We start from the raw sequence: 11,861 nt of genomic DNA on the forward strand, positions 1-11,861 counted from the left end.
TAGAAGTTTAAAACCTGTAAATCCAACTTACAAGGAACAGCTTATCAGTGTGATATTCAGCTTCGTCTGGCAAAATGTTGCGGTATTCAATCTTATACGAGATTCCAAGCATCGTTCGCTTTGTAATAGGAATTTCAAGTTTAGTTTCACTGTTAACAAAATAGTCCTTGCTATCCCTTAAAGATACCAAATAGGAAGCTTTTTGGATAAAGGTTAAATCCCTTACAAATTGTCTTTGGTATTCTGTACTTATATCCAAAGCTGTGTAGGTTTCTTCACCATTTTCGGTATAGTCATTGTAAGTGTAATCAATACCGATGAAAACTTTGAGGCTCTGTTTTTCTTCCTTTATTACTTGGTAACCAATACCCGGTCCAAGACCGATTCTCAAGTCATATCCGGCAAAAATATCTCTCTTTATGAAATTTTTAAGGAAGAAAAGACTCCTTTCGCTTAAATCAAACTCAAATCTGCTGTCTATATCCAGCTGTTCTGTTGTTTTTTCATCCTCATCAAACTTTAAAAGATAAGAACCATCTGAGTAAAACCTAGCTTTTTTCCATTCTTTACGTAACTTATATTTAACGGCGAGGGTTTCAGTATTAGTATTCCCTGAAGAATCGGAGTAAGAAATCTCTATTTGGTTTTTGTATTCTTCTGTGTTGTTTTCCTCTTGGATATCTTCTCCAAAGGCTACAAAAGGAATTAAAAGGAAGAAGAGAGAGAGAAGATAAGTTTTTAACCTCATTAACTCCCTTCCGGAACCTAAAGTGTGGAAGACAAATTATATATTAGCTTTGGAGTAGTCTTGAAATAAAGAAAGATACTAGCTTTTCTGCATCCATTTCTTTCAACAGCTCTCTACTAAGCTTTTTAGCTTCTTCTGGAATTTTTTCCGGATTTAGAGAGAGTATCTCTTCTTTTAATGCTTTTAGGTTGTTGTATTTGAATCTTTCAGGTTTTACATTTTTTAAACCTTTTATTCTGTAAAGTCTTCTTTTTTCACTATCGGCAACAAGGCTTATTGCTACTCCCTCTCTTCCAGCTCTTCCTGTTCTTCCGATTCTGTGAACGTAACTTTCTGGGTTCTCTGGAAGCTCGTAGTTTACAACAAGCCCAACGTTCTTAATGTCAATTCCTCTTGCGGCTACGTCGGTTGCAACTAAGGTTTTTATCCTTCCTTCCTTAAAGGACTTCATAACGTTTTCTCTTGCTCTTTGAGAAAGATCACCATGAATTGCTCTTGCTTTTATTCCTTTGTCTTGTAATTTCTTCTCAAGTTCTGCTGCATCACGCTTTGTTTTAACGAAAACGATTGTAAATGTTTCTTGATTCTCTCTTAATACTTTCTCAAGAACTTTAAGCTTATCCTCACTCTTTACAAGAATAACTTTCTGATGAACTTTTGGAGTTATTAAATCTTTTCCAATTCTCACAGTCTTATAGCCACGTTTTAAGTATCTGTTTATAAGCTTTCTTATTTCGCTTGGCATAGTAGCGGAAAAGAAAAGAGTTTGTTTCTCTTTTGGAGTTTTTTCTAAGATTTCTTCTATGTCGTCGATAAATCCCATATCAAGCATTTGGTCTGCTTCATCAAGAACTGCAAACTTAACATTATCAAGTCTAAGGATGCCCCTGTTTATTAGATCCTTTACTCTTCCGGGAGTTCCAACAATTATTTGTTTTTTTCCTCTTTTTAAGATGTTTATCTGCTTTTCTATAGAAACGCCACCGTAAATTGGATATGCAGAAATTCCTTTATTTTTTCCTATTAGAGAAAGTTCATGGGCTACCTGAATTGCAAGTTCTCTTGTTGGTGTAAGGACAATTGCTTTAACAGCTCTTTCTCTTGGGTCTATTTTTTCTACAAGGGGAATACCAAAAGCGGCAGTTTTTCCTGTTCCTGTCTGGGCTTGCCCTACAATGTCATATCCTTGAAGTGCAGTTGGAATAGCTTCTTTTTGTATAGGAGTTGGGTTTTCAAATCCCATTTCTTCTAAAGATTTTTGAACTTTTGGGCTAAGGTTGCTGAACGTAAATTCCATTTTTTCTCCTTGATACTTTATGAAATGGTTGATTGATAAAAAAAATTGCCACGACCTCGCCGCCGTTTCAAGACGAAATCGTGGCAACTGTTATTGTTGTTAAAGTCTTTCTACTTCTACAGCTTTAAGACCTTTTTCACTTTCCTGAACGTTAAAAGAAACTCTTTCTCCTTCTTCAAGAGTTCTGAATCCATTTCCAGAGATTCCTGTGTAGTGAACGAAAACGTCCTGTCCGTTATCAGCTGTGATAAAGCCGTAGCCTTTCTTAGCGTCGAACCACTTAACTGTTCCTGTGTACTTCTCCATGTGTCTTACCTCTCTTAAAAGTTTCTCAAAAATAAAAAAGCCCTGAAGGCAGAAACGGCATGCCTTCAGGGCTGATTGTGTTCCGATGCTGCCTTCAACTAACTTAGCTGTAATTTAAGGCAATTTTTTAGTTTGTCAATATTAATCTTCTATTTCTACTTCTTCAATAAACTGGTAGGCATTTTGAGGAAGTATTAGTGTTCTCCTTTTAACACCTTGTTTCTTAAGACGCCTATATTCATTCACGCTTTCACTGTAAGAAAAGTATCCAACTACTCTTATGTGGGTATCATTAAGAAATTCAAGTTCTTCAGCGAAAATAAAACTACCTTCGCCACACTGAGGACAGTTAGGTGAACAAACAATAATATAGAGTTTCATAGGGCTTCCTCCCAAAATTTTTTGCTAAAATTGATTGTATCAAAGAATTCTCAACTTAGAATTAAAGTTGGCAAAGATAAAAAGAGATCCTAAGGACTTTAAAGTTGTAGAGGTCTTAAAGAAACCCTTAAGAGAGAAAGGGACTTATAAGGTCTATAGACTTTACAAAGTAGGCCTTGAAACACAAGAAGCTATAAATATCATAGCAAAAATTTCAAAAATTTCTCCAAAGGTGATTTCTTATGGAGGACTAAAAGACAAGAATGCAGAAACTTTACAGTTCCTTTCTATTCCAGGGAAATTTAAGTTAAGGGAAATATCTAAGGAAAATTTAAAGTTATCTTTTGTGGGATACCTTCAGGAATCAATTACTCCTTCTTTAGTAAAAGGAAACTTTTTTGAAATAGTAGTTAGAGGGGGAAAATTAAAAGAGGATAGGATAAAGATTCTAGAAGAAGTAGGAATTCCAAATTACTACGGGGAACAAAGATTTACTCCTGTTAGAAATGGAGAATTTTTTGCAAAATACATATCAAAGAAAGATTTAAAAGGAGCTATTCTCTATCTTTTCACTCCTGCCGGTTGGGAAGGTTCAAAAATTAAGAAAGGAAAAAAGCTATTTATAGAAGGAAAGTTTGAGGCTGCAAGTAAATTTTTTACAGGTTGGAGAAAAAAAGTTTGTTTCTTTCTTTCAAAAAATCCAAGAGGATTTAAGGAAGCATTCAAACTTATTCCAAAGTCGGAAATTGAATTCCAAATGAACGTTTTACAAAGCTATCTTTTTAACGAGTGGCTAAAAAAGTTGATAGAGGAAAGGACTAAAAACTTCTTATCTTTCAAGTACAAACTTGGATTTATGCTTTTCCCTTTAGAAAGAGTGGAACTTCCTAGAGAATTACCTGTCTTTCATCCTGAAAGTTCAAATTCCTTTTATGAAGAAAAGCTGAAAGAACTTGGGATAGAAATAGAAGGGCTCTTAAAATTTAGGGGACTTTTCCATAGGTTTAGAAGAGAGACTTTTGTTTTTCCAAAAGAATTTAAGGTAGAAAACCTAACTGAAGGGATACGTTTAAAATTCTTCTTACCTTCCGGTTCTTACGCAACAAACGTAGTAAGGTTTTTGTACGATGCCGTTTGAAATTTTCATAGGTCTTTTTGAGGTTTTCCAAAGAGAAATCCTTGGAAAAATTTACATCCCAAATTTAAAAGTGTTTGAAGTTCTTCTTTTGTTTCCACACCTTCAGCCAATACTTGTGTTTTGAATATCTTTCCAATTGATACTATTGCCTTAACCAGTTGCTGACTTTTGGGATTTTTGTTAATTCCAGTTATGAAAGATCTGTCTATTTTAATTTCATCAATTGGTAATTCTTGGAGATAACCTAAAGAAGAGTATCCTGTACCAAAGTCATCAAGCGATAATGATAAACCTAAGCTTCGAAGGTAATTTAAAATTTCTTTCGCTTTCTGAATATCTTTGACAAGAATGTTTTCTGTTATTTCAAAGCAAATTTTTGAAGGAGGTACTTTTGAATTTTCTAGAATTTCTTTTACATTCTTTATAAAGTCATCACGGATCAACTGATGATAACTTACGTTTACACTTATACGCCACTCTCTTTTTCTTTTATCATTTTGCCATTCTAGAAGACGTTCTGTTACTTTAGTCAAAACAAGAAGCCCTAACTCGCTTGACAGTCCACTTTCTTCAGCTATGGGAATAAAGACTTTTGAAGAAACATTTCCTATTTCTTTGTCAGACCATCTGGCTAATGCTTCTGCTCCTATAATTTTAGGTTGCTGCAGAAAACGCTCAATATAAACCTGAGGTTGATAGGAAACCTCTAAATCATTGTTAAGTATTGCTTTTCTAAGTAAGTTCCCTATTCTTTCTTCTAACTCCACTCGTTCTTTTAAGGATGAATCAAAGAAGTGGATTCTGTTTCTTCCGTCTTTTTTCGCTTCGTGTCCAGCTATATCAGAGAACTTGAGAATTTCCTTAGAGGAGTATTCTCCAGAGAAGGCTAGAATTCCTATACTACAGGTAAGAATAAAATCCTTCTCATTTTTATCAAGGACTATGGGCTCACTTATCCTTTTAGAGATCCTCTTTGCTACGTTCTTTGCTTTTTCAAGGGCCCGATACCTGTCCTTGCCAAGACCACTTAATACAACTAAGAATTCGTCTCCTCCCAACCTACAAGCGACGTTAGGTTCTTTGGTTTCTTCTTTTATTCTTTCTGCCACTACTTTTAAAACTTTATCTCCTACATCGTGGCCGTATACGTCGTTAATGAGTTTAAAATGGTCAAGGTCTATGAAGAGAACAGCACTAAACGTTTTATTAAGAAACTTTTTAATGAATCTTCTGTTGTAAAGTCCCGTTAAAGAGTCATAAATTGCTAAGTAGAAAATCTTCTTTCTTCTGACACTTTTTTATCAGTTATATCCTCGAAAGAAAGAATAACTTCCTTTCCTTTTTCGATGACTTTCACGTAAGATCGTATCCACCTTTGTTCTTGGTTTGGGAGAATTATTCTGTAGTCAATTCTTGTAGAAGCAACCTTACTGTTGATTAACTTATCTCTCATCATTTTTATCTTGTTCCTATCGGCAGGATGTATAATAGAATAGTTAACTTTTCCAAGAATAAAGTCTTCTGAATCATAACCTAGAATTTCTTTTAGAGATTCCGAAGCAAAAACGCAAACCCGTTTTCCTTTTACTTCGTTCAATATAAGAAGTCCAAAACCACTATTGTTTATAGCATCTTTCAACTGGTCGTATTCCTTAGAAATTTCTGCAATAAGGTGTGTTAGCGAATGTAAAATACCTTTCTTTTTCTCTTCTTCTTTTTTTTCTCCTATTTCCTTTTCCTCTTTTTTCCTATCCCCTAATCCAACAACTGTTAGCGTTTCGTTTAGGAGATACTTGGAAAAATATTCTCCAAAAGTAAAGAAACCACAATTTGGAACATTAAAAACTTTTAATTCCTCTTTTACTATATCACCAAGGAAAGTTTTTCTTGCAGTGCAAGAAAAAATAAAAAAACAGTGGAAACTGCTTGCCAATTCGTGGAACTTGCTCAGATACTTATCTTTATCCCTTAAAGAACCACATCCTAACCTTACTTTTGTGCCTTCAGGAACATTACCAGAAAATGATAAAGATCCATCCTTATGTTTTTTTATACAAGCTCTTGCTATTGGGATGTTTTTTTCTCTAAAGATTAAAGGATACTCAATGCCTGTTACTGGTAATTCTTTGGCAACTTCGTTTCCCAAATATTTTCTATAAAACTCAACGGCAGGTAAATGGTTGATGGAAAAAACACGGTTTTTCCTTGACTTTGTAACTAAATATTCTCTACCTATTTCTTTCCAGTCAAAGAGGAAGTCTGGTTTATATTTCACATCTTTCTCTTTTAGTAAAACTCCTACTGTGCCATGGGTAGTTACTTTGTCGTTTATTAGAACTGCTGTTTCGGAAAGTATGTTTTTATTTCCTGCTTTTCCTCCTACTACGGAAAAATTATTAGAGACTTCAAAAATTCCCCTTAATACTTCTTCTCCTTCTGTGTAGGTTCCATCTGTTAAGAGGATTAATAGAGCAGTTTCATTTTCATTTAGAAGTTTTGAAAAACTGCTGGCTACTATTTTTCCATTTAAGTAATCGTCTTTTTCATCAGCATAAGCTAAGGAAATTACTCCTTCCTCTATTTCAAGAATACTAACAACGATTCCTTCTTCATAAAGCTTGGAATTAAAAATGTTTCCCGCAGTTGTGCACCCAACAACTTGGGTTTTTGTATTTTCCCTAAAAAATCTTCCTACTTTTTGTAGTTCTTCTATTCCGTTGGCACAGAAGATAAAGATAACACTTTTCTCTGGAGTAAGGAATGCTATTTTTTCTATCTGGAAATCTTTTATTAGTTCTCTTGCATCTTTAAAAGAGAAGTTTTTCATTTTGATCATTCTTTCCTCAAATCCCCCGTTACTTTGATTATCCCAAATAATTTTAAATGGGATTCAAAGTTTTTCAAAGGTTTATTTTCAAAAACTTAAGCTGAAAGTTTTGAAAATGAATTGTTAGTTCTTGTTTTAAAGAGATGCTAGGTAAATTGATAGAATGAAATCTACACTATTTGTAAAAAATCTAGGAGGTTTAAATAGATGTTTAAGGTTCTTGTTACGGAACACATAGCAGAAGCTGGTATTGAACTTTTAAGGAAGCAACCAGACGTGGAACTAACCTACGACCCTGAACTTTTTAGGAACTTTGACAAGATCCTTGAAATCATCCCTGAATACGATGCTCTTATCACAAGAAGTGGAACGCCTGTAAATAAGGAACTTCTTGAGAGAGGAAAGAAGCTAAAGGTTGTAGGAAGAGCGGGGGTTGGAGTTGACAATATTGACCTGGAAGAAGCGTCTCGCCGCGGAATTTTGGTTGTAAATGCACCAACAGGAAACACTTTGGCGGCTACAGAACACACAATGGGAATGATGATAGCTGCGGCAAGGCTTATTCCTTATGCTCACAAATCTTTGAAAGAAGAAAGAAGATGGGATAGAAAGAAGTTTATGGGAGTAGAACTTGCCGGTAAAACCCTTGGAATTATCGGTTTTGGAAGGATAGGTTCAAGGGTCGGAATAAGAGCAAAGGCTTTTGATATGAAAGTAATAGCCTATGACCCTTATATTAAAAGAGAAAAAGCCGAAAGACTTGGAGTGGAACTCGTTGATGATCTTGACGAACTTCTTCGCCGTTCAGACATCATTACTGTTCACACTCCTTTAACCGATGAAACCCGCAATATGATTACCAAGAAAGAAATTGAAAAAATGAAGGATGGCGTTATCATCCTCAACATTGCAAGGGGTGGAATAATAAACGAGAAAGACCTTTACGAGGCTTTAGTAAGTGGTAAGGTAAGAGCTGCTGCTGTTGATGTTTTCTCTAAAGAACCTGCCACAGATAATATCTTGCTTGATGCTCCAAACATCGTTGTTACTCCTCACATTGGTGCAAACACTTTTGAATCTCAAACAAATGTTGCAGTAATAATTGCAAACCAAGTTCTTGCTGCTCTTCGTGGAGAAGAAGTAGAGTTTGCAGTTAATGCTCCATACGATGATACAGCTGCTGCTAAAACTTTAAAACCTTACATGGAGCTTGCGGAAAAGCTAGGACTTTTTGCTGTTCAGGTTGCTTGTTCTAGGTCTAAGGAGATTGTCCTTGAATTTAGAGGAGATTTAGGGGAAGATGTTAAACCTCTTACAACAGCCTTCCTAAAAGGTTTCTTAGAAAAGATTGTTGATATTCCAGTAAACCTCATCAATGCACCATTTTTAGCAAAGGAAAAAGGAATTACTATTGTTGAAGTAAAAAGACCAGAAGGAATTAACTTTAAGAAACTAATAAGGGTTTCTTGTAAATCTGATGCTGGAGAGTTTACAATCGCCGGAACGGTTATGGATGATAAATTCCCTAAGATTGTTGAGATTAATGGCTTCCTATTTGAACTTACTCCGGAAGGGAAACTTCTACTTATCAAGAACTTTGACGTTCCAGGAGTTATCGGAAAGATTGGTTCTATACTTGGAAAGTACAACGTAAACATTGCAGGATTTCAGCTTGGAAGAGTTGAAAGAGGTAAAGAAGCTAAGGGAGTTATCCTGGTTGACGATGACGTTCCTCAAGAAGCTCTTAATGAAATTAAAAATATCCCAGAGATTTTAGAGGTTAAGCAGATAAGTCTTTAAATATTTATTTTTGTCCCCTTTCTTGGGGACTGTTCATTTTAAATGTGCATTAAGCAATGAGTAAATGAATAGAGAAAGAGATAGAGTTTTATATTGATGTGCTGAAAATCCTTTCAGCGTTTGCTATTGCTGTAGGTGGTGGAACGGCAAGTTTGATATTTAAACTCCATAATCATCTCAATATAGCACTGTTCTTCTTGGGTTTATGGATAGAATCAAGCCTGTTAATTTCAATGGCAAGGATTTATCTTAAAATAAAGCACCTTTTGGAGGATTTAAAAAATGAATGAATCCCTTCAGCTGGCTATTGGTATCTTTGGTATATTGGTTGTAGGAATAGCTTTTACTTATTTTATTTCTGTAGTCCTTAAAGATGTGTGGGGAAGTAAGTAACTTTATCCCACCTCAACAAAATCAAACTTTTCACCGAATCTAAATTTCATCAAATCCTTTAAATCGTTTAATCCTTCAAGATTTGGATTTTCTTCTACAAGTTTTTCGGCTTCCTCTTTTGCAAGCTTTAATAGTTCAAAATCTCTTCTTAAATCGGCAATTTTGAAGTCTCCAATACCGGATTGTCTTGTTCCAAATATTTCTCCCGGACCCCTAAATAGAAGATCTGCTTCTGCTATTTTGAACCCGTCGTTTGTGGACTCTAAAACTTTTAATCTTTTTATTGAGTCTTCGCTTACGTCCCTTTTTGTAACTAAGAAACAGTAGGACTGTCTATCTCCCCTTCCTACTCTACCTCTTAGCTGGTGGAGTTGTGCCAGTCCAAACCGTTCTGCATGTTCTATTACCATAACTGTAGCTTCCGGAACGTCTACACCAACTTCTATAACCGTTGTAGAAACAAGAACCTGATACTCTCCTTTTTTGAACTTGTCCATTACTTCGTCTTTTTCTTCCTGTTTCATTCTGCCGTGAAGTAGCCCAACTGAGAAAGGTGCAAGTTTTTCTTTCCAAAATGCGTGCATTTCTGTGGCAGCTTTCAGTTCAAGCCTTTCGGATTCCTCTATAAGAGGATAAACTATGTAAATTCTGTTTCCAGCTTTCAGTTCTTTAAATAGGAAGTCTATTAACGTTTCTCTTTCGTCTTCAAAGAGGATCTTGGTTTTTATCGGTTTTCTTCCAGCTGGAAGTTCGTCAATGATAGAAATGTCAAGGTCTCCGTAGGCTGTCATTGCAAGGGTTCTTGGTATTGGAGTAGCTGTCATAACAAGGACATCTGGCATCTTCCCTTTCTTTTTTAGAAGAACTCTCTGTTTTACTCCAAACCGGTGCTGTTCGTCTATTATTACAAGTCCAAGGTTTTTAAACTCAACATTTTCTTGGATAAGAGCATGAGTTCCGACAACAACTTCTATAAATCCTTCTTTTATTGCTTTGTACATTGTTTCTTTCTCTTTTTTTGTCATACTTCCTGTCAAAAGTCCAACTCTTATTCCAAATGGTTTTAGAAACTCTTTAAACTTTTTAAAGTGCTGGTTGGCAAGGATTTCTGTTGGAGCCATTACTGCTACCTGATAACCACTCCTTACCGCAAAAAATGAAGCAGCGGCAGCAATAACCGTTTTACCGCTTCCGACGTCTCCTTGAACGAGTCTGTTCATAGGGAACTCTTTCTTCATATCCTCTATTATTTCTTTTAATACCCTCTCTTGAGCGTTTGTTAACTTAAAAGGAAGGGCTTTTTTAAACTCTTCTACCAAAGACTCATCTACAGGGAAAGCAATTCCTTTTTCTTTCTTTATTTTCTGCTTGTGAAGTGCCAAGGCTAACTGGAAAAGAAACAGTTCGTCAAAGATAACCCTTTTTTGGTAGGGAGTTTTAAAGTTTAAAAGTTCTTCTGCTTCCTCGTCAAAAGGAAAGTGGACTCTCCAGAAAGCAGTTGGAGCATCGGGAAAAGAGTTTCTTTTCAAGATATCTTCTGGTAAGTATTCTGGTAAAAACGGAACTGCCTTTTTAATGACGCTTTCTATATCCTTCCTAAGGGTTGTCTGTCTTATTCCTTCTGTTGTGTGGTAGATTGGAAGTATTACTCCCAGTTTTTCAAGTTTCCCTTTGTATTTATCGAGAACTTCAACTTCTGGATGAACCATTGAAAATCCACCAAGTTCCCGCTTTACAATGCCATAAGCAAGAATCTCTTTTCCAAGTTCTTTGGCGGTAGAAAAAAGTTTTTTGTAGTATCCGAAAACTTTTTCTTGGAAGAAAATAAGGGTTATAGTTCCGGTCTTATCGTAAAGGATAACTCTTAGTATTTTCTTTTTCTTTTTGGAAGTTTCGAAAACGGAAAGTTTAACCACTTTCCCTTTTACTAAAGTGGTTTCGTTAGGTTTTAAATAGGCTAAAGGAGTTATCGTTGTTCTATCCTCGTATCTAAAGGGTAAATAGTAAATTGCATCGAGGATAGTTTCTATTCCGAGTTTTTTAAGTCTATTTACAGTTGTCTTTTTTATTCCTTTGATTGTTGATATTGGCTGGAAGAAAGCCTTTATGGGATAAAGTTTTTTCCTTTTAAAGTCCGGAGTACCGCTGATAATTCTTTCCTTTTTTAACTCTCCGCTTTTTGCTTTTTCTATATCTTCAGGAGAAAACTTTAAAGTAATTACTTTGTGAACCTCTCGTAAAAAGGCTTTCTTTTGTTCGAGAGAAAAACTTTCGTACTTTTCAAGATACGAGATGACTTTTTCTATCCACTTTTTTCTCTTACTGTCAAGGTAAGGGTAAAGTTCTTTTAGAAGAGATCTTAAAATTTTGTGAGGATCTTTTACCCTATCTAAATACTTAAAGTCTTCACGGACAATGAGATTTAAGAGCTTCTTTATCCTTTCTAGCGTTTTCCTCATCTATTGTCCTTTATAATAGTTGGTATCATTTTATTTTAAAGGGTAGGAAGGAATGAGAAAAGCGATATACCTATTAGCCACTTTGCCAGTCCTATTTTCTTGTGTGACATCAACAACACAGAAAGATAAGATTGCTTTAAAACCTTCGCAAGAAGTTAAAAAAGCACAAAATTTCCTTTACTACTATATGGTTTATTTACAGGAAAAGAATAAGGGAAACTTGACCAAAGCTTATGAGAACCTTATTAAAGCGGTAGAGCTTTCTAATTACAAGGAAGAATTTCTTTTAGAAGCAGCAAAATTTTCGGCAAGTCTTAAAAAACTTGACGATGCAGAAAGGTTTGCCAGAAAGGTTTTAAAAGTAGATCCTAAAAACTCTCAAGCTTTAAAAATACTTGGGGAAATTTCTATTCTTAAAGGAAACAGAAAAGAAGCCAAAAAGTTTCTAAAAGAGGCCTTGGAGTTCTCAAAAGATAAAGATGTATACCTTATGCTTTCAAATCTTTACATAA

At 35.2% G+C, this 11,861-nt stretch carries 11 protein-coding genes; 4 read left to right on the plus strand and 7 right to left on the minus strand.

From position 1 onward, the window contains the following. Positions 1 to 7 precede the first annotated feature (7 nt). The 4 genes from ABGX27_07375 to ABGX27_07390 form a co-directional block, all read right to left on the minus strand. Complete coding sequence (locus tag ABGX27_07375) at positions 8 to 748, minus strand: DUF481 domain-containing protein (protein MEO2069314.1); 741 nt, start codon at positions 746 to 748, stop codon at positions 8 to 10. Between the two features lie 43 nt (positions 749 to 791). Further along, positions 792 to 2,045: a DEAD/DEAH box helicase gene (locus tag ABGX27_07380; protein MEO2069315.1), complete on the minus strand. Its 1,254-nt coding sequence runs from the start codon at positions 2,043 to 2,045 to the stop codon at positions 792 to 794. Positions 2,046 to 2,144: 99 nt separating this feature from the next. Further along, complete coding sequence (locus tag ABGX27_07385; protein MEO2069316.1) at positions 2,145 to 2,351, minus strand: cold shock domain-containing protein; 207 nt, start codon at positions 2,349 to 2,351, stop codon at positions 2,145 to 2,147. A gap of 141 nt (positions 2,352 to 2,492) precedes the next feature. Next, positions 2,493 to 2,732, minus strand: a complete 240-nt coding sequence (locus ABGX27_07390) for a hypothetical protein (protein ID MEO2069317.1) — start codon at positions 2,730 to 2,732, stop codon at positions 2,493 to 2,495. 67 nt (positions 2,733 to 2,799) lie between these two features. Between ABGX27_07390 and truD the strand changes: the two genes are divergently transcribed. Continuing rightward, entirely contained in the window at positions 2,800 to 3,870 is a 1,071-nt protein-coding gene (gene truD, locus ABGX27_07395) for a tRNA pseudouridine(13) synthase TruD (GenBank protein MEO2069318.1), read from the plus strand. A 5-nt stretch (positions 3,871 to 3,875) separates the two neighbouring features. On the opposite strand, the gene ABGX27_07400 is transcribed toward truD, so the two are convergent. Together ABGX27_07400 and ABGX27_07405 are read right to left on the minus strand one after the other, a co-directional pair. Then, positions 3,876 to 5,147 (minus strand): bifunctional diguanylate cyclase/phosphodiesterase, encoded by a 1,272-nt coding sequence (locus ABGX27_07400; GenBank protein ID MEO2069319.1) that lies wholly within the window; start codon positions 5,145 to 5,147, stop codon positions 3,876 to 3,878. After that, positions 5,135 to 6,697 carry an FIST N-terminal domain-containing protein gene (locus ABGX27_07405; GenBank protein ID MEO2069320.1) on the minus strand — a complete coding sequence of 521 codons (1,563 nt, stop codon included), beginning with the start codon at positions 6,695 to 6,697 and terminating at the stop codon, positions 5,135 to 5,137. The genes ABGX27_07400 and ABGX27_07405 overlap by 13 nt, the downstream gene beginning before the upstream one ends. A gap of 207 nt (positions 6,698 to 6,904) precedes the next feature. On the opposite strand from ABGX27_07405, the gene serA reads away from it, so the two are divergent. Further along, a complete protein-coding gene (gene serA, locus ABGX27_07410; GenBank protein MEO2069321.1) occupies positions 6,905 to 8,497 on the plus strand; it encodes a phosphoglycerate dehydrogenase in 1,593 nt (530 codons plus the stop codon). A gap of 98 nt (positions 8,498 to 8,595) precedes the next feature. Then, complete coding sequence (locus tag ABGX27_07415) at positions 8,596 to 8,787, plus strand: hypothetical protein (GenBank protein ID MEO2069322.1); 192 nt, start codon at positions 8,596 to 8,598, stop codon at positions 8,785 to 8,787. Between the two features lie 105 nt (positions 8,788 to 8,892). Here ABGX27_07415 and recG read toward each other — a convergent pair whose 3' ends face one another. After that, positions 8,893 to 11,349 (minus strand): ATP-dependent DNA helicase RecG, encoded by a 2,457-nt coding sequence (recG, locus tag ABGX27_07420; GenBank protein ID MEO2069323.1) that lies wholly within the window; start codon positions 11,347 to 11,349, stop codon positions 8,893 to 8,895. A 52-nt stretch (positions 11,350 to 11,401) separates the two neighbouring features. On the opposite strand from recG, the gene ABGX27_07425 reads away from it, so the two are divergent. Next, positions 11,402 to 11,861: tetratricopeptide repeat protein (locus ABGX27_07425; GenBank protein MEO2069324.1), on the plus strand; the 460-nt coding region annotated here is incomplete at its 3' end.

Source organism: Desulfurobacteriaceae bacterium (genome assembly GCA_039832905.1).
GTDB lineage: Bacteria > Aquificota > Aquificia > Desulfurobacteriales > Desulfurobacteriaceae > Desulfurobacterium.

Coding starts and splice junctions, on each gene's coding strand:
- ABGX27_07375 (MEO2069314.1), bottom strand. CDS start 748: ATGAGGTTAAAAACTTATCTTCTCTCTCTCTTCTTCCTTTTAATTCCT.
- ABGX27_07380 (MEO2069315.1), bottom strand. CDS start 2,045: ATGGAATTTACGTTCAGCAACCTTAGCCCAAAAGTTCAAAAATCTTTA.
- ABGX27_07385 (MEO2069316.1), bottom strand. CDS start 2,351: ATGGAGAAGTACACAGGAACAGTTAAGTGGTTCGACGCTAAGAAAGGC.
- ABGX27_07390 (MEO2069317.1), bottom strand. CDS start 2,732: ATGAAACTCTATATTATTGTTTGTTCACCTAACTGTCCTCAGTGTGGC.
- ABGX27_07405 (MEO2069320.1), bottom strand. CDS start 6,697: ATGAAAAACTTCTCTTTTAAAGATGCAAGAGAACTAATAAAAGATTTC.
- serA (MEO2069321.1), top strand. CDS start 6,905: ATGTTTAAGGTTCTTGTTACGGAACACATAGCAGAAGCTGGTATTGAA.
- recG (MEO2069323.1), bottom strand. CDS start 11,349: ATGAGGAAAACGCTAGAAAGGATAAAGAAGCTCTTAAATCTCATTGTC.